The 24,544-nt window shown below is 38.3% G+C and carries 21 protein-coding genes; 10 read left to right on the forward strand and 11 right to left on the reverse strand.

Going from position 1 to position 24,544, the window contains the following annotated elements:
- Nucleotides 1–80: 80 nt before the first annotated feature.
- Complete coding sequence (locus LS71_RS07810; protein ID WP_034353295.1) at nucleotides 81–5,069, forward strand: S6 family peptidase; 4,989 nt, start codon at nucleotides 81–83, stop codon at nucleotides 5,067–5,069.
- A 73-nt stretch (nucleotides 5,070–5,142) separates the two neighbouring features.
- On the opposite strand, the gene LS71_RS07815 is transcribed toward LS71_RS07810, so the two are convergent.
- The 9 genes from LS71_RS07815 to LS71_RS07855 form a co-directional block, all read right to left on the reverse strand.
- Nucleotides 5,143–5,904, reverse strand: a complete 762-nt coding sequence (locus tag LS71_RS07815; protein ID WP_034353293.1) for an urease accessory protein UreD — start codon at nucleotides 5,902–5,904, stop codon at nucleotides 5,143–5,145.
- Nucleotides 5,904–6,503, reverse strand: a complete 600-nt coding sequence (ureG, locus tag LS71_RS07820) for an urease accessory protein UreG (RefSeq protein ID WP_034353290.1) — start codon at nucleotides 6,501–6,503, stop codon at nucleotides 5,904–5,906. Before ureG ends, LS71_RS07815 begins: the two co-directional genes overlap by 1 nt.
- Before the next feature lie 9 nt (nucleotides 6,504–6,512).
- Nucleotides 6,513–7,187, reverse strand: coding sequence for an urease accessory protein UreF (locus tag LS71_RS07825; RefSeq protein WP_034353287.1), 675 nt, complete (start codon nucleotides 7,185–7,187; stop codon nucleotides 6,513–6,515).
- Nucleotides 7,184–7,705: an urease accessory protein UreE gene (locus LS71_RS07830; protein ID WP_034353285.1), complete on the reverse strand. Its 522-nt coding sequence runs from the start codon at nucleotides 7,703–7,705 to the stop codon at nucleotides 7,184–7,186. The genes LS71_RS07825 and LS71_RS07830 overlap by 4 nt, the downstream gene beginning before the upstream one ends.
- Nucleotides 7,706–7,708: 3 nt before the next feature.
- A complete protein-coding gene (locus tag LS71_RS07835; protein ID WP_034353282.1) occupies nucleotides 7,709–8,221 on the reverse strand; it encodes an AmiS/UreI family transporter in 513 nt (170 codons plus the stop codon).
- Between the two features lie 23 nt (nucleotides 8,222–8,244).
- Nucleotides 8,245–9,954, reverse strand: coding sequence for an urease subunit beta (gene ureB, locus LS71_RS07840; protein WP_034353279.1), 1,710 nt, complete (start codon nucleotides 9,952–9,954; stop codon nucleotides 8,245–8,247).
- A gap of 11 nt (nucleotides 9,955–9,965) precedes the next feature.
- The gene (gene ureA, locus LS71_RS07845) at nucleotides 9,966–10,637 is read right to left on the reverse strand and encodes an urease subunit alpha (RefSeq protein ID WP_034353276.1); all 672 of its coding nucleotides are present in this window, start codon (nucleotides 10,635–10,637) and stop codon (nucleotides 9,966–9,968) included.
- A 185-nt stretch (nucleotides 10,638–10,822) separates the two neighbouring features.
- On the reverse strand, nucleotides 10,823–11,194 hold the full coding sequence (locus LS71_RS07850; protein WP_052057875.1) for a winged helix-turn-helix transcriptional regulator: 372 nt from the start codon (nucleotides 11,192–11,194) through the stop codon (nucleotides 10,823–10,825).
- 37 nt (nucleotides 11,195–11,231) lie between these two features.
- Nucleotides 11,232–11,558 (reverse strand): YnfA family protein, encoded by a 327-nt coding sequence (locus LS71_RS07855; protein ID WP_052057874.1) that lies wholly within the window; start codon nucleotides 11,556–11,558, stop codon nucleotides 11,232–11,234.
- A 176-nt stretch (nucleotides 11,559–11,734) separates the two neighbouring features.
- On the opposite strand from LS71_RS07855, the gene LS71_RS07860 reads away from it, so the two are divergent.
- Nucleotides 11,735–12,883, forward strand: coding sequence for an FkbM family methyltransferase (locus LS71_RS07860; RefSeq protein ID WP_238700383.1), 1,149 nt, complete (start codon nucleotides 11,735–11,737; stop codon nucleotides 12,881–12,883).
- A gap of 20 nt (nucleotides 12,884–12,903) precedes the next feature.
- Here the strand turns inward: LS71_RS07860 and LS71_RS09470 are convergent, their stop codons facing one another.
- The gene (locus LS71_RS09470; protein WP_194145681.1) at nucleotides 12,904–13,026 is read right to left on the reverse strand and encodes a glycosyltransferase; all 123 of its coding nucleotides are present in this window, start codon (nucleotides 13,024–13,026) and stop codon (nucleotides 12,904–12,906) included.
- 183 nt (nucleotides 13,027–13,209) lie between these two features.
- Here LS71_RS09470 and LS71_RS07865 point away from each other — a divergent pair, with 183 nt between their 5' ends.
- Both LS71_RS07865 and LS71_RS07870 read left to right on the forward strand, forming a co-directional pair.
- On the forward strand, nucleotides 13,210–14,460 hold the full coding sequence (locus LS71_RS07865; protein ID WP_034353269.1) for a patatin-like phospholipase family protein: 1,251 nt from the start codon (nucleotides 13,210–13,212) through the stop codon (nucleotides 14,458–14,460).
- Nucleotides 14,461–14,490: 30 nt separating this feature from the next.
- On the forward strand, nucleotides 14,491–15,438 hold the full coding sequence (locus LS71_RS07870) for a radical SAM/SPASM domain-containing protein (RefSeq protein ID WP_138109903.1): 948 nt from the start codon (nucleotides 14,491–14,493) through the stop codon (nucleotides 15,436–15,438).
- A gap of 19 nt (nucleotides 15,439–15,457) precedes the next feature.
- Here LS71_RS07870 and LS71_RS07875 read toward each other — a convergent pair whose 3' ends face one another.
- Nucleotides 15,458–15,694: a helix-turn-helix domain-containing protein gene (locus LS71_RS07875; RefSeq protein WP_138109907.1), complete on the reverse strand. Its 237-nt coding sequence runs from the start codon at nucleotides 15,692–15,694 to the stop codon at nucleotides 15,458–15,460.
- A gap of 227 nt (nucleotides 15,695–15,921) precedes the next feature.
- Between LS71_RS07875 and LS71_RS07880 the strand changes: the two genes are divergently transcribed.
- The 6 genes from LS71_RS07880 to LS71_RS07905 all read left to right on the forward strand — a co-directional run bounded on the left by LS71_RS07880 (nucleotide 15,922) and on the right by LS71_RS07905 (nucleotide 24,364).
- Nucleotides 15,922–17,538 (forward strand): dynamin family protein, encoded by a 1,617-nt coding sequence (locus tag LS71_RS07880; protein WP_034353262.1) that lies wholly within the window; start codon nucleotides 15,922–15,924, stop codon nucleotides 17,536–17,538.
- A 9-nt stretch (nucleotides 17,539–17,547) separates the two neighbouring features.
- Nucleotides 17,548–19,776 (forward strand): dynamin family protein, encoded by a 2,229-nt coding sequence (locus LS71_RS07885; RefSeq protein ID WP_034353259.1) that lies wholly within the window; start codon nucleotides 17,548–17,550, stop codon nucleotides 19,774–19,776.
- Nucleotides 19,773–21,320 (forward strand): dynamin family protein, encoded by a 1,548-nt coding sequence (locus LS71_RS07890; RefSeq protein ID WP_034353256.1) that lies wholly within the window; start codon nucleotides 19,773–19,775, stop codon nucleotides 21,318–21,320. Before LS71_RS07885 ends, LS71_RS07890 begins: the two co-directional genes overlap by 4 nt.
- A gap of 9 nt (nucleotides 21,321–21,329) precedes the next feature.
- Nucleotides 21,330–21,746, forward strand: a complete 417-nt coding sequence (locus LS71_RS07895) for a hypothetical protein (RefSeq protein WP_034353253.1) — start codon at nucleotides 21,330–21,332, stop codon at nucleotides 21,744–21,746.
- A gap of 186 nt (nucleotides 21,747–21,932) precedes the next feature.
- Complete coding sequence (locus LS71_RS07900) at nucleotides 21,933–23,069, forward strand: Opr family porin (RefSeq protein WP_034353251.1); 1,137 nt, start codon at nucleotides 21,933–21,935, stop codon at nucleotides 23,067–23,069.
- A gap of 14 nt (nucleotides 23,070–23,083) precedes the next feature.
- Complete coding sequence (locus LS71_RS07905; RefSeq protein WP_052057869.1) at nucleotides 23,084–24,364, forward strand: hypothetical protein; 1,281 nt, start codon at nucleotides 23,084–23,086, stop codon at nucleotides 24,362–24,364.
- Nucleotides 24,365–24,544 lie beyond the last annotated feature (180 nt).

The following is a 24,544-nucleotide window of genomic DNA, read 5'->3' on the forward strand; positions in this document are numbered from 1 at the left end:
CTCCATATATTCAAATCTTTCAATTATTTTTATTTTAGCTTTTTGCACTACAATGCTCTAAGATTATAGCCGGAGAGAGTATGCGCGCTAATAAAAAGAACATTCAAATACTACGCACATATATTCTAAGCCTTTGCGTGCTTTGCAGTATGGCTATGGAGCTGCACGCCCAGCGGATAGTCATTGATAATTTTAATTATAGAGATTTTTTGGACTTTGGGCAAAATAAGGGCAGTTTTAGCATTGATAGCCAAAATATCGCAATAGCTGGCAAAGAGAGTAGCCTAAATCTGCCAAACACGCCCTTTGTGGATTTTAGCGCGGCGAGTAATTTTGGCTCTCTTACGCACATTGGGCGCGGCTTTGTGGCGAGTGCAAATCATGTGAATAACTTTGATAGCATAGAGCAGTGGCGCACTTGGGGGCTTAGCACTTATAATATTACGCGTGAGGGCGGTATGTCAAACCCCTATGGCGCGGATAATAAATTTTTGCGAATGGATAAATACATTGTCGAAGGGGAGGCGAATTTGGCAGATTCTGCTTTCCAAAATACGCTAGATTTTAGCGATACTGCGGCACAAAAACTAAATCTTCAAGCTTTTGACAAATTGCTTAAAAATTATGAAAACACTGAGGGCAAGATTCATCTCTACATTAGCGGCTCTGGGGCGCTTAGCCTATATGATAAAAATGGAAATGCCACAGGCAGTCTGCAGCTAGAGGGCAGTGGGGAGCGGCGAGGCGGCGGCATTGGCGTGCTTGATGAGAGTTTGACAAACTATAATAAAACGCAGCTTTGCGACTGGTGCACCACTAGCGGCATTGATTTTTTGTATGTGCCAGATGGCGAGTTTCGCAATGCCTCAAGTAGCGGTGATAGCGGCAGCGGCATTTATGCGTATGATAATGCGGCTAAGGAGTGGGTGCTGCTTGGCGTGCTATCGCGCCTGCCTTATACTGGCAGTATTCCCTCGCGCTATGCCTTTGTGGCAAAGAGTGATTTTAATGATTATAAGGCAAATTTTGAGCAAGGTGTGAATCTAGCCTTAAAGGCGTGGAATGCGAATAATCAAGGCTTAGAATCTGGGGCTAATTTCATTGGTTTTCAAGGCAATAAAGATATAGTTTTTAGCGGTGGTGGCGAGGTTTTGGTCACTTCAAATATATTGCGAAATATTAGCGGGCAAAGCGGTGGATTTATTTTTGCGGATTCTGCAAATAGCGTGACTTATAAGTTTTCTAGTGTCGCTGGGCAGAGTTTTTATTTTAAAGGTGCTGGGCTTGATGTGGGTAAAAATGTAACACTTGAGTGGTCGCTTCGTAATGAAAGTGGGGATATTTTACACAAAGTTGGCGAGGGGACTTTGGTGGTAAAGAGCAATTATACGCCTTTGGCTGGGCAGAATCTAGGCTTTTTAAAAGTAGGGCAGGGGAGTGTGATTTTAGATTCTAATGTGAAATTGTATGAGGGGATTTATATCGTTAGTGGGCGTGGGGGCGTGGAGCTTGTGAGTGGTAAGGCGGAGGCGTTAGGAGCGATAAAAGATTCTAATGTTACGAATAGTTACATATTAACGCAAGATTCTAATAAAAATATGGGAATCTATTTTGGCAGTGGTGGTGGGAGTCTTGATTTAAAGGGGAATTCATTAAGGCTAAATACGATTGCAGCAAATGATTCTAATGCTGTGATTTTAAATTCAAGCGTTACGAAAAGTAACCTAGAAATTGAGGGCTTTGGATATGATACAAATGGTAACAAAACTCAAAATAAGACTGATACGCTAATCCATGCAAGTATTGGGAATCTTCCTACGCGAGATTCACAAGGGAATGTAACGAATAGTAACGCTACAAATATTGACATTGTGTATAATGGTAACAAAGATTCTGGAGCAAACTTGATTTTTGCGAATTTGATTTTTGATGGGAATATTAATACAAGTGGCAAACTGCAAGGAAATAACGCAAATATCACGCTTCAAGGGCATGCCACAACGCACGCAATTGTGAGTAATGAGGCTGATAGAAATGCCATCATTCAAGCGCATAAAAACGCGGGAAATCCGCTATCTAGCGATATTGATTTAAGTAAGCCTAGCAGTCTAAATCAAAATGATTACGATACGCGCGAGTTTAATTTTGGCTCTGGCATTATCTTGCAAAATTCGAATTTAAATGTCGGTCGCAACGCGATTTTAAGTGCAGATATTACACTAGATTCTAACTCAAAAGTTACTTTTGGTAACAATGTGCGGCATTTTATCGATAATAAAGATGGCGCAAATATCCACTCAAATGGCTTTGGATATTATCAAAAATTAGAATCTGGCACTCTTTCTAACGCGGCTTTAATCAATAATAGCATTAGCTACAATGGCGTGATTAACGCGCTTGGTGGCGTTATAGAATCTAGTATTTCTCATTTTAATGCCACTTTGAATCTTAGTAATAATGCAACATTGCAAGCGGAATATTTGACATTAGATTCTAATAATAGCGTTACTTTTAGTAACTCAACTGGTGAAATTGCAAACTTACATATTAAAGATATAAATTCGCTAAATAATAAGCTAAATTTGAATAATTCAAATCTAAATATTACAAAAAGACTAATTTTTGAAAATGCAAATGTGAATTTAGATTCTATAGAATCTAGTTTGAATCAAAGCGGGGCTAGTTTGTCAAAAGGTTACGATATTACCGCATTTTCAAATGCGAAAGTGAGTGCAAATGTGTTAAATAGTAACATTTTGGCATATAATGGCGGTGCAATTAGCGCAAATCTTCTAAATCTTAGCGGCGAAAAAAATAGCATTGTTGTGTATGATGCTGGGACGAGCGTTAATGTGGCAGATTCTATAAATGCGAGTGATATGGAATCTAGCTATATCATAGCGACAAATGGTGCGAAAATAGAGAGTAAAAAGCTAGAATTTAATAATGTAAAACTTGCGAATTTTATAATGAATAAAGATTCTAATATTATTATAAATGAAACTTTAAGCCTTAAAAATTCTAGCTTAAATATGAAATTAAGCGATAATGCAAATGTTAAGATTAAGGATTTAAGCTTGCAAGATTCTAAAGATTCTGTGCTTTCTTTGCAAAATAATGCGCGTTTAGAATCTAATAGCTTAAATTTAAATAATTCATTACTGAATCTAGATTCTAAAAATATCATCATAAATGAAATTAATTTAAAAAATAACTCTACTTTAAATTATAATGCAGATTCTAAAACTACAAAAAGTATAACTTTAGATAATGGCTCAAATCTTAGTTTTAACGCCGATACGACAAATATTCAAAATGTTACTTTAAGTAATAATTCTACTGCTAGATTCAATGAGTTTAGTTACCAAACGCAACAAATTAGCACAGATTCTAACTCTGCTTTGTATTTTAATAGTTTGAATGTGGGAAAAAATTCTAAGATTCTAAACGCAAATGCAAATATTTTACAGGATCTAAATTTAAACGATGTGGGCATTTTAGGCGGAAATAACGGAAATAACGCTGCGGAAAATCGCTACCATGCGCTAAATATTTCGCAGAATCTAAACTTAGAATCTAGTGCAAAAATTAATGTAACTTTTGATAAATCTGTGCTAAATGAAACAAATTCAAATGTAGAAATGGGTAAATTTTACACACTTTTGAGTGCTGGAAATTTAAATGATAATCGCATCGATAAAAAAATAAACTTTACCTTTGCTGACGCGTCTAAAAGTTTTTTTATGGTTAGCAAGGTTGAAAATAACAGCATTTTTATAAAATTTTTAGAATCTAATCCAAAAACTTTTATTGAGGTTAATAAGCGGATAAATCCCGCATATAGCGACATTGCACGCATTTTAATCGAGCATAATCCAAACGATTCTATTTTAGATAACGCGGTTAGCACTGATGATTATGACAAGCTAAATGTGTATTTAAGTAACATAGAATCTAATCTAAACGCCCTTTCAAAGAATGATTTGCGTAAAATTAACACAAATATACTTTTTAGCAATAATACTTCGATAAATTCGCGTGTAAGCAGCGTGCGCTTCGCACATAAAATGCAAAATATGGAATCTGCCCTTGCGTTAAACATACTAGATTCTAAAAATATAAAGGTCGCCACAGACGCGCAAACTCCAAACCCTTTAAAAGATTCTATAGAATCTAATTTGCAAAATTATAAAGCAGATTCTATAGCGCAGGATTTTATAGAATCTAAAAATGCAAAAATCACAAAGCAAAGCAAATATCGCCCGCTAATCTTAAATGATGCCTTGAATAATGCGTGGGGAAGCGTGTCTGCCGGATATTTTGGCGGTAAAAGTTCTATGGGCTTTTATAGTATGAATGTGGGCTATGATAGACTTATAAAAGACACGCTAGTAGGCGTTATGGCAGGATATGGCAGCTCTAATGCGACTTTGAATGCCTTGCAAGATTCTAGTCATATTGCAAATTTTGCCCTTTATACCCACGCGCCTATCAATAATCATGAGATTGCAAGTAATTTAAATATGAGCGCGATATTTTCAAAAAAAACTTTAAGCACTAAGAGCCTAGATTCTGTAACTAGCGACTTAGCAAATAGCACAAATTTTGGGCTTTTATGGAATCTGTATTATAAATACGCGTTTAATCTTAGCGCTATTAAGGGCTTTTATCAAAGTATAAAGCCTGTGGCGATGATGAGTGTGAGTGCGCAAAATGTGGGTGCTGTGCGCGGCAGTATGTATAAAATGCAAGGCTATAGCGACTTTGCAAGTGAAATAGGTGTGGGACTAGAGTATGTGATAGGGAAAAGTAATATGTATTATAGCGCGCAGATTTTGGCGCGTCAGGGGCTATTTCACACGATAGATTCTATAAATCTTAGTTTGAGTAATGCTACTGGCTCTATTAGCTATGCTTTAAGAGATGATACGACTGCATTTGAGCTAAATCTAAATGCTGCACATAATGTGAAAGACAGAATCTATATGCAGTATAATTTTGCAAGTTTAGTAGATATTGCTGGTAATTATGGCATTAAAGGAGAGCTAAAATTTGGCGTGTTGTTTTAGCGTAGTGTGAAATGCGTTAAATGTAGATTCTATATGTGGCGTAAAATATAGAATCTAGCACCTACTTTGAGTTTTATCTGGCTATGTTGATTATATCCGCGCGCAGTTTGAGTAGCTCCTCGCTGCCATATCCTAGCGCCTTGAGGCAATATCCGCCATTAATGGCAGTGATAGCACACATACTAGATTGGCTCTCTAAATACTCTAAAGCCTTGTGTAAATTAAACGCTTTATCGATAATGATAAGGTTTAAGTAATGGCTAAAATCGCCCAAAAAGCATAGATTCTCTAAAGGCATTTGACTGGGGATAAAGCGAGTGTTATCAAATAGCACTAATTTATTTTCTATAAAAATTTTTAAGGTTGTGATGTAGCTTTTAAAGGCAAAATGCGCGTTTTGCAGATTTCTGGCTGCTAATATCTCGCTGTGATAGAGTATAGAATCTGCTTTAAGTTGTATGTCACTCTGGGCGCGGAAGCTAGCGTTTTCAAAGAGAATGCAGGGTAGGGGGTTAAAATCTAGCATAGCGTGATTAGCGACATTAATGAAAAGTTGGCGACTGGCATAGTCATCTTGGGTATCATGCACTTTTTCAAAACTTTGCGAGGTAAGGTGCAAGCGGCTTTTTTCTTGCAAATCTAAGCACATCTCTTGCCTATCGCCTGCCATAAGCCCCGCACTTGCTACCATTAAGATAATATGCGCTGCTGTGCTTTCATCATAAAAAGGCTCTATAATCTTAAAAGGCGGGGTAAAAAACATTTTATCAATAATGGTTTTATCCCCAAATCCAAGTTTTACACTCAAATGCAATTGACTAATGTGTGGATACATCACTCCTCCAAAAGGGCATTTTTACAAATCCACTCTATAACTTCATTAATACCGACCTTTTCGCGTATATTTGTGAAATAAAATGGGCGATTGCCACGCATTTTTTTAGAATCTCTTTGCATAACTTCAAGGCTAGCCCCCACATAGGGTGCTAAATCAATCTTATTAATCACTAGCAAATCAGAGCGTGTAATGCCCGGACCTCCTTTTCTTGGAATCTTGTCTCCTTGCGCCACATCGATTACAAAAATGCTAACATCAGCTAGCGCAGGACTAAAAGTCGCACTTAAATTATCCCCGCCACTTTCAATAAAAATAATATCAAGCTTAGGAAATCGCTCTAAAAGTTCATTTACTGCTTCTAGATTCATAGAAGCGTCCTCTCTAATGGCAGTATGCGGGCAGCCTCCTGTTTCTACGCCAATAATTCTATCGCGCTCTAACACAGAATTTTTTGCCATAAATTCCGCATCTTCTTGCGTATAAATATCATTTGTGATAACACCAATTGAGTATTTTTCACTCATAATTCGGCTTAAAGCCTCAATTAGCGCCGTTTTCCCACTGCCAACTGGTCCGCAGATTCCAATTTTAACCATACTTTCTCCTTAGCTCATATAAAGTCGCGAATAAAGATACTGATGCTTCATTGCTAAAATATCATAAAGGGGTGTGCTAGCCCCTAAATCCTCAAGCGTTAGGCTGTTTAGGCTATCAAGGACATTTAAAAAAGTATCTTGCAAATAATTGAGAATCCACTGCCCATCATCTTGTGAAAGCGGAATGAGTTTTACACCATTAATAACCATATTTGCACTTTGGGCGTAGAGAAAGGCGCTCATGGCTTTGTGATAGGGCATATTATGTGCCGCGCAAAAGATAGCATAGCTTGTAGCGTGCGTGGGATAAATGCTTTGAGCGATATAGTTTTGCCATAGAGGTTGAGAATCTACGCCCATACTCTCAATAGTTTTAATAAAGCGAATGCCTAGCTTGTGGTTTGCCTCTCTTATTTCTTGCGGTATGGTGAGCGCGTGGAGGAGGGATTGTATCTCTAGTATTTTGTGTATATCATTTGCAGATTCAAAGCAAATTTTAAGAGAGAGCAAATCATTGTATAAAAAGCTTGTTTGCAAGTAGCTTTGCATAAAATTAAGCATAGTTTTAGAATCTACCACCATATACCCCAACACATAGCTTTCTAGCCCAAAAGAATGCTGAAAGCTCCCAATGGGGAAAAGTGAGTCATTAATCTGCAATAATAGAAAATCTTGCTTTGTCATATAGCATCTATGGATTTTTGGATAATTTTGAGGTTGGGAGAGGGCTTTAATTGCGGCTCTTTTTGCATGGGGAGCGAGATAGAAAAGCGCTTTTTTGCGTGCATTTTGGCAAGCATTTTACGCGCGCTAAAGCCCATTTTGCGCAAGGAATGCTCTAAAGTTTGCTCATAAGGAATTAAAAATGTCTCATTATCTCCATAAAAAAGCGGAATATGCGCATTGCCTATTTCATAGCAAAGCTTTGCAATCTCTAGCTTACTTGTCGCGTGAATGAGCAAGACTTCGCAAGGGATAATATTTACTACAATAGCCAATAGCTCATCTAAATAAAGTATATCTCCTTCATTAAGTCCATAGATGAGAGGTGTAGGGAAGCGCAGGGCAATATCTAATCCTCCCGCACTCTCATATCTACCAATGCGTTTGTAAGCCTCATACCATTCTAAATTAATGGTATCAATGTTGCATGTTATGCTTACATCATTAAGATTGCCAATAACTTGCGTAAGCTCTAACACTTATCACACCCAAATTTTTACAAAAAATAGCCACGCAGGAATCCAAGCTGTGATAATCCCCTCTAAAATTGCTAAATATGGCACAAATTTTAATTCAATTTTCAAAACAGATTCTATAAATCCAGTAAGCCACAACACACCCCAAGCAAGCCAAATAAGTGCAAAATAAAATCCTTGCGTGCTACTATCTGTATAACTCAAATATGCTGCAGGCAAGGTATTAATCGCTACAAATAAACTATACCAGCCAAAAATACGCCAATCTAGATTGTAAATATTAATAATTGCGATTAAAAGATATGTAAAGCCAAATAATAATCCAGTAGCCGCTGCGTAATATTCTATGGCAGAATTAGTCAAACTGCCATGGATTATGACTACGATATTGCACACAACACAGAGCGTTCCTACGAAAAGATTCATAACCGATGTGCTTTTAGAATCTATTTTGTAGATTCTGCAAATTCCATTATTTATAAGCACAATTCCAACATATAACAAAACTAAGCCTAGCATGCTCGCCTCCTTGAATGGAAATCTTAGAATAAATAATATAATTGCCCTAGCGAAACCTTTTCTACCCATTTTGAAGTGATTTTTTTGCCATTGACTTTGATTTCATAAGTCTGTGGATTTACTTCAATATGCGCTGTTACATCATTATAAAGCATATCTTTTTTACTAATATTGCGACAATTTTTGATAGGCAATACAATGCGCTTTAAGCCTAATTTTTCTTTAATGCCTAGCTCATAGGATATTTGAGAGACAAAAGTAATGCTTGTATTAAATTTTGCCTTGCCATGATGACCAAAGCTAGGACGATAAATGACAGGCTGCGGCGTGGGGATTGAGGCATTAATATCACCCATTTTTGAGGCAGCCACCATGCCATTTTTAATAATCATCTCTGGCTTTGCACCAAAAAAGGCAGGTTTCCATAGCACCAAATCCGCGTATTTGCCAACCTCTATAGAGCCCACATAAGAGCCAATGCCATGCGCAATAGCGGGATTAATGGTATATTTAGCCACATAGCGTTTAATGCGGAAATTATCATTATCCCCGCACTCCTCTTTTAATCTGCCAAATTCTTTTTTATTTTTATCTGCTAGCTGCCAAGTGCGCGTAATCACTTCGCCCACTCGCCCCATAGCTTGAGAATCTGAACTTGTGATAGAAAAAATACCCAAATCATGCAATGTATCCTCAGCCGCAATGCTCTCTGGGCGGATTCTAGAATCTGCAAAGGCGACATCTTCTTTAATGCGCTTATCTAAGTGATGACAAACCATAAGCATATCTAAATGCTCATCTATAGTATTTTTTGTATAGGGGATAGTGGGGTTAGTCGAGGCAGGCAGGATATTTAGCTCGCCTGCTACTTTAATAATATCAGGCGCATGCCCGCCGCCCGCACCTTCGGTATGGAAAGTGTGTATAGTGCGTCCATTAATGGCTTTAAGCGTATCCTCCACACAGCCAGCTTCATTTAGCGTATCAGTGTGGATTGCCACTTGCACATCATATTTATCTGCGACATTTAGCGCGTGATTAATGACTGCTGGTGTGCTACCCCAATCCTCGTGAATCTTTAGCCCCAAAGCACCGCTTAATATTTGCTTAGATAATGCCGCTTCACTTGAGCTATTGCCTTTGCCAAAAAAGCCTAGATTCATAGTGTATTCCTCAGCAGCTTTTAACATTTGCTCTAGATTCCATTTGCCAGGCGTGCAAGTAGTCGCACTTGTCCCAGCAGTAGGTCCCACGCCTCCTCCAATCATCGTAGTAATGCCGCTATATAGGGCTGTTGGTATTTGCTGTGGAGCGATAAAGTGAATGTGCGTGTCAATGCCACCAGCCGTCACAATTAAGCCTTCCCCTGCGATTACTTCCGTGCTAGCTCCCACAATCATATTAGAATCTACACCATCTTGTGTATCTTTATTCCCAGCCTTGCCAATGCCTACGATTTTCCCTGCTTTTATACCAATATCTGCTTTAATAATCCCGCTATAATCAATAATCACAGCATTTGTAATTACCAAATCAAGCGCATCTTCGCCCTCATTGACACTTTGCGCCATACCATCGCGGATACTTTTGCCTCCACCAAATTTAATCTCCTCGCCATAAATCGCGTAATCTTTTTCAATCTCTGCAAACAAATCAGTATCGCCAAGCCGTATTTTATCGCCTAGTGTGGGACCATACATCGCCACATAATCTTTTCTTGAAATCTTTGCCATTTTGCCCACCTTTAGTTTGCAAAATCTTTTAGCTTTGCTATGGCTTTAGCTTTAGAATCTGCACTAATTTGCGCGTTAGTCAAATCATTAAAGCCAAACACCCTTTTATTACCACCAAAATCAATAAGCGCGATAGTCTTGCTCTCACCGGGCTCAAAGCGCACACAAGTGCCAGAGGGAATATCTAGCCGCTTGCCAAAAGCTTTGGCTCTATCAAAGGATAATTTTTTATTGGTTTCAAAAAAGTGAAAATGGCTGCCCACTTGAATAGGTCTATCGCCATTATTTATAACCTCAAGCGTTGTTATTTCCTTATTTGCATTAATCTCAATTTCATCATCTTTAGTGATAATCTCGCCTGGGATTATTCCGCCATTATACGCGATTGGATTATGGATTGTGACAAGCTTTGTGCCATCAGGAAAGGTTGCCTCCACTTGCACTTCGGTTAGCAATGAAGCCACACCCTCCATACATTCGCCCTCCTTTAGAATCTCCCTGCCTAGCTGCATAAGCTCTGCTACTGAATGCTTACCCTCTCTTGCTAGCTCCATAATCTCCATACTAATAAGCGCCATACCCTCAACATAATTTAGCTTAATACCCCGCTCTTTACGCTCTTTTGCCAAACTGCCCGCGTAATGCAGCATAAGCTTATCTAGCTCTCTTGGTGTTAGTCTCATTTCACACTCCTTTAAGCATCAATATTTAAGCAAAATTTTACATGATTCCACTCGCGCGGATTCTATAAACTAAAATCTTAATAGAAACTTATTTCAGATACAATTTATGTAAAATATTTGTATAAATATACACTTAATATATGCGAAGCACATAGATTTGCGCAAACGCTTTGAATAAGCGATAATTATGCTTTTGTGTAGTGGTCTTTGCCCCATTCACACATCGCATCAAGTATGGGGATAAGCGATTTGCCTCTTTGAGAAAGGCTATATTCCACGCGCGGAGGGATTTGTGGGTATTCTGTGCGGATAATGAGATTATCATTTTCTAGCTCTCTTAATGCGTTTGTAAGTGTCTTAAACGACACGCCTTGCAAATATCGCTTCATTTCATTATAGCGCACCACTTCGCCGCGAAAGAGGCAATACAGAATGCTCATTTTATATTTGCCAGCAATGAGTGATAGCGTGTAGGCAAAAGGCGTTTCTTGCAGGCATTTAGCATTTTGACAATTAAACTTTATAGAATCTAGCGTATCATTTTGGGCATTTGTCATATTCTCTCCTTTGGGGGCGATTATAGCACATTGATATTTACAAATTGCGTGGCGCATACATCATAATGAGTGCGCCGCATATTGCCAAAAGAGCGCCTATAATATCCCACTTATCGGGCTTAAAGTTATCAATAAACATAGCAAATCCCACACTTAGCGCGATAAATATCCCTCCATAAGCCGCATATACGCGCCCAAAGCCCTCTACCTGTAAAGTAGCCAGCACACCATACAAGCCTAGCAATATAAGCCCTCCTAAGCCCATATAGAGATTTTTGCCCTCTTTAAGCCACAGCCACACGAGATAACCCCCGCCAATCTCGCATAAACCCGCGAGTATGAAAATACAAATTGAGCGCAACATTATGATTTCCTCCTAGATTCTATATTCCACACTTTCTAAAGGCTAGATTCTATAACCTTGCTTTTAGCATAAGCATATCCGGTAGATAGGCAATTTGTGGCTTATTTCTTATTCATTTTTTTTTTTGTAAAACACCAAGCCTGCTTTTAATACCCGCTTTTTAAGAAGGATATATGATGAAACAAACTAAAGCAGTATGGCGATTTTTTGGCTTGCCATTTTTGACAAAACTAACCGCCATAGAGCCGCAATTTGTGGCACTTGAAAGTAAAAAATATCTTACTTGCATACGCATAAGGCATACTTATAGAATCTGTGGTTTATATCCTTTTTATTTTAACGAAATATATTTTCCTTACGTATATTGGCTTTTAAAAACGCGTAGTGCAGTGCTTTTAGGCATTGATGGTATGAGTTTATCGCTAGGGGAATACATCGCCACTTCGCCAGATAGCGCGGCTAAGATTATCGCACTTGTGCGCAATATAGCCCCGCAGCAAGCGCATAATGTCCTGCGCGTGATTGAGCGGTTAAAGCAGAGCTATTTGCACCCTAAGCATTATATTTTTTCGTATGATAAAGATGAAGTGAGTGCGCTTTGTGAGATTGAATGCACTTTTAAGCGTGATATTGCGCAGCTAGCGCCAAAGGTGTTTATGTATAATGGTTATTTATTGCCCAGAAATCATTTTGAAATAGGTGTATTTTTGTATAAGCATGGCTTAAATATTTTAGAATCTAGCACTCTGCAGCAAATAAGAAATAAGGATATTATCGATGTGGGTGGCTTTATTGGTGATAGCGCGATAGTGTTTGAGAGGGAATTTTGCGATAAAACTATTCATAGTTTTGAAGCGACACAAGCAAATTTTAAACTTATGCTGCAAACTTTAGCCCTCAACCAAAGTAAGCGCATTGTGCCTATTAATAAAGGACTAGGCGCAAAAGAGGAGCAAAGGGAAATTTCTGTGCTAGGCTCTGGCTCGACTATGAGTAAAGAGGGACGAGAGAGGTATAAGGATACATTCACTACAGAATCTGCGCATATTATTACGCTAGATGATTATGTGGCGGAAAATAATATTGAAGTAGGGTTTATAAAGGTAGATATCGAGGGCTTTGAGCAGGCGTTTTTGCAAGGCGCAATACATACGATAAAATCCCAAAAGCCCGCTATGCTCATTAGCATTTATCATAATGTGAGTGATTTTTTTGACATAAAGCCGCTCATAGAATCTTGGGATTTGGGCTATACTTTTAAGTTTTACAAGCCAACTGAGGGCAATATCAGCATTGAAATGGCGCTATATTGCGAGGTGCTATGAGCTTGAAGATATTTAGAATTTTAAAAATATGCTAGATTCTGTGAATTTATAGAATCTAAGCATTGTGCTAAGTATTTTTGCACATTATAAAATGGCACGATGATGGCGACTTTGGGCGCTTTTTGCTGTGAATGATGTAACATAGCATAATCCTTAAAATTAAAATAAAGCGCGCATTATAGCAGGTTTTAGCTTATTTGGCGCCAGTTTATGGAGCGTTATAGAATCTATACCTGCTTATGTTTAAACCTTATAAAGGTTAGATTCTGTAACATCGCAAATACGATTTTATATTTATTTTCACAATTTTCCCAAAGGAGCAAGCGATGAAAAGGGCTATTGTGCTAGGCGGTGGAGGCTCAAAAGGTGCGTATCAAATCGGTGCTTGGCGCGCACTAAATGAGCTTGGCATCACATATAGTATCGTTACAGGCACAAGCATCGGCTCGCTTAATGGCGTGATGATGGTGCAGGGGCATTATGAGCGGGCATTGCAGCTGTGGAGCGAAATTAGCATTGATAAAATCGTGCTAAATGGGCTTAATCTACGCACAGACTTTAACTATTACAAAGACAATAGCGATAAACTCATTCCCTTTATCAAAAGTTATGCTAATAATAAAGGCATGGACATCGCGCCGCTCAAAAAGCTCATCGATGGCGTGGTTGATGAGAGTTTTTTTACCTCGCCTATTGATTATGGCTTAGTAAGTGTGAAGTTTCCCTCATTTGCGCCTGTGCAAAAGCACAAATCCCAACTCACACTAGCAAATCTAGCTCTTTGGGTGCTAGCCTCTGCTTCGTGTTTTCCTGCTTTTCCAGTGTGTGAGATTGATGGGGAGAATTACATTGATGGCGGGTATTATGATAATTTGCCAATTAATCTTGCCTTTGAGCTAGGCGCGCAAGAAGTCATTGCCATAGCGCTCAATCCCGATACGCATTTTTATAGCGCTCACCCGCTTGTAAGGACGATACAGCCCATTGCGCCATTAGGGGGAATGCTTGATTTTGACAGCACAAGCATTAGTGAAAATATAGAAATTGGCTATCTTGATACGCTAAAAAGCTTTGGAAAGCTCTGGGGTAGGGCATATAGCTTTAAGATAGATGTGGCGTTTATGCAGCGGCTAAGTCTTGCGTTACGCGCGGCTTTGGCTTATTTATTGCATAGTGAATTAAAAGAGACAAAAATTTTACCCCTTAACATTCACAAAGCCCTTGATATGCTCACTCCCCAAGATTATAATATTTTTGGCTTAAGCCCCCTGCATAATAGAATTTTGAAGCTTTTAAGTATGCAATCGCCGCAGTTTGCGTATATTGAGCGGGCGTGTGCTAGTGAAGGTGTAAGCTTTGAGGTGGGCAATCTTAATTTATATGCTGCTAGTCTTAATCTTATAGAATCTGTAATGGCGCATTTTGGGCATTTTACACGCGATAGAATCTACACATTTGAACAAGTATGCGATGAGCTTCATTTGAAGGCTGACAAAAATTGCGCGCTTAATTTGCAAAATACCGATAAAGAGCTGCTTGGGGGATTTTTTAGCCTTTGTTTGGCGTATATGCCTTGAATTTATAGAATCTAAGCGCATAGGGCAAAAGTGAAGCAGTTTCAAAAGATTTATGTTGAAATTACTGATTATTGCGCGCTTAATTGTGGATTCTGTCCAAGTGGTGGGCGCAAAAGTAGGCGCGGGCAAATGGATTTAGAGCTATTTAGGCAAATATGCACCCAAATTCAGGGCAAAACAAAGCGCGTATGCTTGCATATTTTGGGCGACCCGCTAAGTGCTAGGGATTTTGAGCATTATGCAAAGACTTTGGCACATTTTGGGCTTAAGGTGGAGTTAGTAACTACAGGTTTATTTTTGCATAAGCAGCATTTTGCGATGCTTTCGCGCCCACCTTTTGTGCAGGTTTGCTTTTCTTTAAGTGCGTTTGTGGCAAATCCTTGTGTGCTTACAATGCAGCATTTGGAGCAGATTCTGTATTTTTGCGCGTTTAATTTGGAGCAGAATTCGCCTATTTTTATTAATCTGCGCTTGCATGAGGGGGATATGCATAAACCCCTTGCGCAGGATATATTAGCGCGCATTTATAGGTTTTTTCATGTGAGGGAAGATGAGATGACACAAGGGCGCATAAGGCTTGGCAAAAAGGTGCTTTTAATATTCACGCGCGTTTTTGAATGGGAGCAGGTTTTTGAAAAGGAGCGGAGGGATATGGCAAATGTGCGTGCGCTAAAAGTGTATAAGGCAAAGGCGCGCGAGACAAAGCAGCCTTTGCAAGAGAGTAAGCCTTTTTCAAAGACGCAAGATTCTATATTATGCTATGGGGCAAGTGGGCAGATTGGGATTTTGAGTAATGGCGAGCTTGTGCCTTGCTGTATTGATTATGAGGGCAGGGCGAGCTTTGGCAATGTGCGGGAGCGGGATATAAAAAGTATGCTAGATTCTATAAATTTTAGGCATTTTGCCTCTATGCTAAAGCAGGGCAAAGCTCCTTGCGAGCTGTGCCAAAAGTGCGGATATAAATATATTTTGGGCTAGATTCTATAGGCGAAAGAATCTATTCTTGTTTATCTTGTGGAGGGGAAAGCTTGGGGGTTGAAGCGTATTTGCTGGTGTATTGTGTGCTTTCGGCTAGATGTGCTAATTTCTCATAATGTTGCTTACTTTCTTTAATTACTTCTTCTATAGCAAGTCCTTGCATAATAATTTTGTAGAGATTTGGGCGTGTTTTCTTCCAGTTGCGTAATGTCTGCACATCTACACCCAAAAATGCTGCTATGTCTCTCTTTGTCATTTTATTTTCTATCATTTATAATTTTTTTTAAACGATAGCCAAAAAACTTTAAAAAACTAACAGCATAATATATATCTGAAATTATTATAAAAAGCATAATATTTATTTTTTATAAAGTATTTAGATTTTATAATAGTTCTGCGCATGAGACTTTAATCACGAGGTACAAAAGTTAGTGTTTGGGTGTATTGGAGATATTTTATGCAGATTTTTAGTAGGAGTGGGTTATGTTAGAGATACAATCTAAGTATATTAGTTTTATTAAGGAGGTGCAAGAGTTTATAAAAGATATTGAAAATATGGATAAGACAAAGCAGAATAAGCTTATTGTAGACATCAGCCATCAAGAGCTGTGTGTAGTTGTCGTGGGTGGTTTTAGCGCTGGTAAAAGCACACTTATTAATCAGTTTTTAGGCGAAGATATTTTAGCCACAGCCTTAACACCAGAAACAGCTTTGGCAACAGAGCTTAGATTCCACAATGAAAATTTTTATGAGGCTATAAAAAGCGATGGAAGTTCCCAAAGATTTGAGCTTTCACAGAGTGAGGAGATTAAGCAACAAGCAGGAAAATTTGCTTATCTAAAATTATTTTTAAATAATGAAAAATTAAAGCAAATTGAGCCTTTGATTTTAGTCGATATGCCTGGTTTTGGAGCTCCTGTGGAAGAACATAATCAAGCTATTATCAATTATCTTTCAAAAGGTGTTTATTTTATAGTTTTAACAAGCGTGGAGGATGGCAATATCACTAAAAGTATGCTAAGAGAAGTGGAAAATATCATAAATTTTGGCAAAGACTTTAGCTTTGTCTTAAGCAAAACAAATCTTAGGAGCAATGAAGATGTGAGGGCTGTTAAAGACGAAATACAATCACAACTTCAAGAGGAGTTTAACTATACAAGAGGGGTAATTTCTGTAGATAAAAATAGTGCGGAAAGTTTTGAAAAAATCCTTATGGATATAAATCCTAATCAACTGTTTCAAAAAATATATGAGGCGTATTTAAAAGAGTTTTATTTTGACATAAGTTCAAACCTAAAATTAAAAATAGCAACCCTAAAATCCTCCAAAGAAGAAATACAAAAAGTCTTGGAAGATTTGCAAAAAGGTGTGAATGATGTCAGAGATTTAAAGGAGAAAGTGATTAGTGATGTTGAGGATAAATTCTCCCACAGTAGTACTGAGAGTATTGTTAATGCTGTTGGCAATGAGTTAATGTTGCGCAAAAAGGAGCTTGTCTCATTAATGGGCGATAGAGAATCTTTTAATAGTGAAGTAAATTCTATTGTTAAGAATGTTCTTATAATTGAAGTTAATCGCAAGCTTAAGCGTGTTAACGAATACATAACATATAGATTTGACAGTAAAATTAAAGATATTGCAGCTAGCTTTAATCCCGAATTTCAAAAAGGTTTTACAGATGTCTTGGCTACAACAACAAACATGATTTCAGATGAAATGACAAAACATCTTCCGCAGTGGAAAGAGGGTGGTCATATGGCAATAATTGCTGTTTTAGTTTTAAAGATACTTGATGCTGCATGTCAGTTTTTGAAATCTGAACGAATAGAAAGACTGAAAGAAGATAAAATTGTTAATGAAGTTGTGCCTTCAGTAAAGGCGCAGTTAAGGAATAAATTGCCCGCAAAACTTCAAGAGTATATAGAGCAAACTACCCAAAATGCCGCGGCTAAATTTGAAGAGCTCATCAAGCAAAAAGAAGCCGAAGTCGCTCAAAGTGCCAAAGAAAAAGAAGAAAACAAAAAAGAGTTGGAAGTTGAAATTTCAAAGCTTTCCAGAGCAAATGCTGCAATCAGCGAGCTTGCAAATCAATTGTTTTAAGGAGAAAAAATGAAACTCATCAAAGAATTTGAAAATTTAGAGCAATTTGTCGCCAAAAATGATTTAAAGTCTTTAGTCGCAGGCATTTGCGATGAAAATGGTAACGAGCTTAGTGTGCCCACAAGCAAGGAGCTTGCAAAGTGGCTTGAAGACAATAATGATAAGGGTAAAAAGCTCAAATTAGGTATAGTCGGCAGGGTCAAAGCCGGCAAAAGTTCGCTTTTAAATGCGATATTTTTTTCTGGCAAGGATATTTTACCTAAAGCTGCTACACCTATGACCGCAGCCTTAACTTTGCTTAGCTATGATGAAAATTTCTCTGCAAGCGCAGAATTTTTCACCCAAGAAGATATTGAGGCTTTAAAACAAGAGCATAGCATATACGAAAAAGAATTGAGAGAAAAAATAGAAGCTAAATTTCAAGAGCTTAAAGGAAAAGCGACCAGTCAAAACAGTCAAAAAAGCGATGATGAATTAAGAGAAAGCGCACAGACAAGTATTGAAAGGGAAATGAGAAAAACTACACTTTATGCGAGCTTTGAGCAATATGAAAAAATTAAGCAAAGCATGCTTGGGGTGAATGATTTAAAAGCAGAGATAATGACCTCAAGTTTAGAGGAACTGCAAGATATTTTAAAAGACTATGTAGGCGAAAGTGGCAAATACATGCCCTTTACCAAAGCAACGACCTTAAATTTAAATATCGACAGCCTCAAAGATATACAAATCATCGATAGCCCGGGCATAAATGATCCTATCGTCTCGAGAGAAGAGCGCACGAAAAAGCTTCTAAAAGACTGCGACGCGGTGTTTTTAATCTCGCCTGCGGGGCAGTTTTTAAGTGCTGAGGATTTAAGCTTACTGGATAGGATTAGCGATAAAGAGGGCATTGCTGAATTTACTATTATCGCCTCACAAGCGGACAATCAGCTCTTTGGCTCAGCCAAAGACAAGGCAAATGGCGTTTTAAGCGAGGCAAGCGAGTATAATAGACAGGATTTAAGCGCTCATCTTAAAAAAACTATGCTAGATTTCAAGGCTCAAAGAAGCTCACAAAGTGTCAAAAACACTTGCGACAAGCTTGCTAACTCGCCTGTGATTTTAAGCTCAGCAGCGTGCTTTTCTATGCTTGAGAGCTTTGATAACAAGGCTTCTTGGGATAGCAATTTACAAAAAATCTGGGACAACTTAAACGAAGACTACAAAGACTATTTCAGCGACGCAAGCAGTGCCAAAGAAAATCTCAAACTCATCGCAAATATCGACAAGGTCAAAGAAAGGCTAGACGAAGTAAGAGCAAACAAAAAGCAAATTTTAGAGACCAAGAAAAACGAGTATTTGCAAGCTAAGATAAAAACCCTAGCAGACTACACCAAAGGCATAGAACAAATCATCAACGACAGGATAGAGGAGCTAAACAGCAAGGATTTAGAGCAAATCTCAAAGCAAATCAGCGAGCTCAAAAAGAAAAAAGCAGACACGACAGTCTTTGTCGATGATGCTTATGATGACCTTTGTGCGGACTTTATCACAGATTTAAAAGATGAGCTTAAGTCATCTAAGAAAAGTTATTTTAAAGAGGGTAAAGGAAGCATTAAAGACAACAAGGACACAGGTACAGAAAGCTATGAAGCCAGCACAAGCAAGTGGTATAAGTTTTGGACTTGGGGAAGAACTGAAAGAAAAACAAGGGAATTTCAAATCATCTATGCGGGCGATGTGCGTAATGCCTTAGAAGAAATGATTTCAAATCTACAAGACTTGCTCAATGATGAGATTAAAAAACGCAGCAGAACTTGGAAAAGCGCGCTTTTATCTAAGCTTGTAAGCGTCTTAAGAGAGCATTTAGGCGATGATAATATCGACACCGCAAGCATTGTAAGAATCATCAAAAATATCATCAATTCTTTGCCTAAGCCTGATGTTGATTACAGCGATGCTTTGCCTAGCGACCTTCATAAGAGTGGGAAATTAACAGAGTATGCGGCTGAAAGATTTATCGATGATGCCACTGAATTTGTAAGTGATTTTTCAAGCGAAGTTGAAGAGGACATCAGAGAGCTTTGCTCAAAACTTGAAACAAATCTTAAAAAAATCAAAATTGCCGATGAAATTTTCAAAGGCTACGAAGCAGAGCTAAGCAAGCTTGAAAATGAGTTAAAAAACAAAAAATTATCCCTAGACAAATACGACAAAATGCTTAAAGACTTAGAAAATATTGCAAAAGAAGTAAGATGAGAAAATTTATCTTTAATGTTTTTAGAAAATGCTTTGCCCAAGAATTTCAACAAGAAGAAGAGAAATTCAAAAAACTTAATGTTTTGCATCGAGATTTAGTTTTAAAATATGAGAGCTTAGAAACAAATTTAAGTGAAAACATGAAAAACTTAGAGGATTTAAATCTTAAATTTCAAATTGTTTCAAATGTCTTGCAAGCCACAAATCACAACGAGCATTTAAAAGCTTTTAGCCAGAGCTTGGAAGAGTGGGTAAAATTCAGCAGCGAGGGTGTGGATTTAAACGATGAAATAGAAATTTTTCTCAAGCTCAAGAATATAGAGAAAAAATTAGAGCTTGTTTGTGCTTATCCTAAACTTTATCAGAATCCCATCATCGCAGTGGGTGGGGGCTTTAGCTCTGGCAAAAGTGAGTTTATCAGCTCTTTTATAGAGGATGAAAATTTTAAACTCGCTATTGATATAAAGCCTACGACAGCCATTCCTGCTTATGTTTTTAATGATGAAGATAGTAAAGTGCTTGCTAATACTTATAAGGAAGCCTTTGTAAATTTAGATGAGATTCAAAAGGGCATTTACTCTCAATTTTCACATGATTTTATAGAAGCTTTTGGGTTTAATCTTAAGGATATTATGCCTTTTGTGGTGTTGGGGGTGAATATGAGGCTTAAACACCTTTGTTTCATTGATACTCCAGGTTATAATCCTTCAGGCTCTGGATTTAGTAGTGGCGATTCTGGTGTGGCTAGAGAGTTTTTAGGCAATGCAGACACGCTCTTTTGGCTCATAGGGCTTGATGCAAATGGCACGATAAGCACGAGTGATTTAAAGTTTTTAAATACCTTAAACTTAGAAGATAAAGAGCTTTTTATTATCCTAAACAAAGCGGATTTGAAATCTAATGAAGATTTAGAAGATATTTTAGACAATATCGCAGGCATTTTAGATGATGAATTGATAGGGTTTGGAGGCATTTCTGCATATAGTGCAAAGAGAAATAAAGAATATGCTTTTAGGAAAATGTCCTTGCTTGAGTATATGGATACGCTAAAAGTCAAAAAGCAGATTCATAATGAGCTTGTAAAAGAGCTTTATGAGGTTGATGAGATGGTGCAAAAAGACCTTTTGCTTGCTATTAAGGAAAGAAAGTTCTATGCCAGCGCATTAAAGAGTGTGGAAATTGACTTGCTCCAAAATGGGCTTGATGATTTTTCTAAGCCTTATTACATGAGGATTGGCAGGCTTAAGGACTCGCAGGACACAAGGGATTATGAGCATAAATTAAATGAGCTTGGCAAACATATAGAGAAACTTAAAAGTACTATTGATGGTGTTTTCAAGAAAGTTTCTCCTTTACAAAGAAGAATTTATACACAAGATGATGTAGAAAGTCAATTGGATTTTGAAATACCACAGGTTGAAATACCTAACGAGAGAGAACCGCTTACTCCTCCAGATAGGCAGCGAAAAAAAAGAAAGATAAGTGACGAGTGTGTTGTGGAATCTCATATGCCTCTTTTATTTAAGCTATTTTGGAAACAATAGGAGCTCTTTATGGTAGGTGCTTTTGGTATGTTTGTTATGATTATTTTTAGTATTTTTGGGCTTATCTTAGTGGCCATGTTTTGGTTTGCCGCTGTTATGATAGCTGGGTGTTGTGTCGTTTTGCTCTTATGTCTTAATCAACCCTATCCTTATGATATTATTTTGAGCAGCAGTTTTTTAGCTTTTATAGGCTATGTGGCATATCGACAATTAAAAAATAAGGAGCTTTCCATGCCTGTGCGAATAATAAAATTATATTATTGTAACAACTGCAGTTATAAGGTACTTCATACGCAGGGTGATGTGCTGCCACCCCTACCCCCATCAATATGCCCAAAGTGTAAGCAGGGCATTAAAAGTAAACTTCCTAAAGCGTTAGATTTATTAGACCCACGCTTATTCTTTTATACATTTAAAAAGGTTTAAGGTTTTAGTGTCTAAGGTATAGGTTCCATAATCGTAAAATTTTATAAATCTTAGATTTCATAAAATACAGAATCTGGCGCACAAAAGCACACAATTAAAGTAGTGCATCACAATATGGAATTATTTTTGCTAGAAGTGTGGAAATAGATTCTAAAAGGAATTAGAATACGCACTTAAAGGGATTTTATGAAAAAGCTATTAGTGATGATTGCTTGTGTGCTTTGTTTGAGCGAGGTGGCAAATGCGCTTGATTTAGCGCGTTTGCTTTTAACAGGGCGTCCTAGTGGGCATATGGGTATGTATTATCAAGGTATGACGGGCGGTGCGCCGAGCTTTGTAGATGCCAATGTCTCCTTAGCCTATGAGACACAACGCTTTCAAGGTATAGGGCTTGGCGGCTCTATGTGGGCTGCTACAAAGCTCTATCAGGCTCATGGAGGGGATTTTGCTAAAGTCAAAGATGGCTTTGTTTTTACAGAATTGTATGCGAGCTTTCTTAATCCTAATCGTATAAGCGTGTATGCAGGGCGATTTAAAACCGATAGCGAGTGGATTAAGCATTTCACACAAGGTGCGTCGGTTACTTATGAGGATATTGAAAATCTAAAAGTTGATTTTATATGGGCAAATAAAAATGCTTATGTAACCAATTATCGTATGGATAATTTTCAAAATCCCTATGGCAGCGTGGGCGCTATTTATCTTGGCGCGACTATCACACTGCCTGAATCTCCCCTGCAAATTACACCTTATATGTATGTAGCCCCTGATGATTTTACCTCATTTGGTGCAAAGGTGCTTGTGGCTGTGCCGGCTGGGAGCTTTACGCTCTTTGGCAAAATGCACTTTTTATCTTTTGTAAGCCGCAATGATAGGGTGATTGATTATTCAAGCACTAATGGCGATGGCGGCTTTGTGTGGCTTGAGGGTGGTGGAAAGTGGCAAGGCTTAAGCGCTGGAGGTGGGGTTCTCTCTGTGGCTGAAAATGGCGCTAGGGGCATTGACTCATTTGGTCAAAGCAGCCATTTTGAGCGGCGTGAGGGGTTGTTTTATAATAATGCCACAACACTTTATGGCTTTTTAGAATATGATTTAAAGCAATATGTGCAGCTTGATGCGGCTATTAGGCATACGACTGTAACGAATAAAAATATTTTTAACTGGGAGGTGGGCTTAGTCTCACAGCCTCAACATAATATTAAATTAGGTGTGAAAGTTATAGGAATGATAAATAATGCCGATTTTACCCTTGATAATTCCATTTTTGCTAATGACGGCAGGAATTATCTTATGACTCGTCTTTTTGGGCAAGTCAATTTTTAGTTTAAGGAGCAAGAATGAAAAAAGTGTATGTGTCTTTGGCTGTAGCAACTAGCCTAGCAGTAAGTATGAATGCGGCGGAAATTAATCCATTTGGACATTTAGGTGCGTTCTATCATCAAGGGCTTGGTGGAATGGGCGTGCTTGATAAAAATGGCAAAGAAGTGCAAGCAGCCTATGCGAATGTAAGCGCACGCGCAGGGATTGATATAGGACTTGGCTCAAATATTAGTATAGGGCTTGGCGGCTGGGGTGGCTATCCTTTCTATAGCACTGGTTTTAATCCATCAAGTGGCGATGAAGATTTGGTAGGTGAGAGCGCATTTCCTAAAAAAGGTGATGTTTCTGATGCGTATGTGCGCTATGATGGCACAACACTAAGCTTTGCGCTTGGACGCTTTGATATGGGAGAATTTTTCCTAGGTAAGGCAAAAGATTCTGAAACAAAGAGCTACACAGGTGTGGATTGGATTTATGGTAATGTGCAAGGCGGCGCGCTTAATGTGCAAGGCGGCGTGATGGGACTTTGGGCATATTGGAGAAACTCCGCACTTGGCGCAGGGCAAGCATACAATCGTATGGGCTATGAGCTATCAAGCTTTGATACTTACCAAAATTACAAGAATAGCACCGATATTGGCGAGCTTGTAGGCGCTGGACTAGACTTTGACTTTGGCGTGGTGAAACTCTCTCCATTTGTGTCATACTTGACAGATGTCAATACTTCTGTTGATAGCGTAAAAAATACCAATGGTGTAGATGATGTGCTAAATGCCGGTGCAAAGGCACAAATTGAGCTAGGTAGCGGGAATTTAAAGTCTATCACTACACTTCGCGCAGTATATGGCACAAGCAATATTACAGGCAAGGGCAATAGCACAAATGGCTTGACATTCTGGGCTGATGAAGAGCTAAGATTTAATGATATTTTTAAATTTGGTGCGGGCTATGTCTCACAAGATGAAAATTCCAATCTTTTAGATTTTGGTAATAGAGCGAGATTCTATGGCTATCGCAATGGTATGCCTAATATGTATGGCACTTATGGCAGCAACCTTGGCGCAGGCTATGGACAATCTACTTATTATGTATTTGGTGGTATAGAGGCTAAGCGCGTAGGGCTTGACTTGCTCTGGTCTGGTGGAGATTATAAAGAATTATCAGCCGTTGGCTCGCTTAAAATTTGGGAGAGAGGCGATAAACTCTACTTCACAGTGGGTGCTGGATATATCCATAATGAAGTGCCTGCAGGCAAAGACCAAAATTCTGTGCTAGCTTTTGGTAAGCTTGGATTCTAAGGCTATTGCAGCAATTTTAACTTCGCATTTTAGAGGCTAGATTCTATAATTCCGCGCTGTTGCTTTTGCTAGCACAAAAGCCGCGCGGTCTTGTTTGCTGGCAAGTGAATTGCCCTGCAACGCCTAAAGTATAAAGTTATAGCTGCTTTAAGCATCTATCAACTTATTTTTAAAGGCTAG

Origin of the sequence: Helicobacter jaachi (genome assembly GCF_000763135.2) — a bacterium.
Lineage (GTDB): Bacteria > Campylobacterota > Campylobacteria > Campylobacterales > Helicobacteraceae > Helicobacter_C > Helicobacter_C jaachi.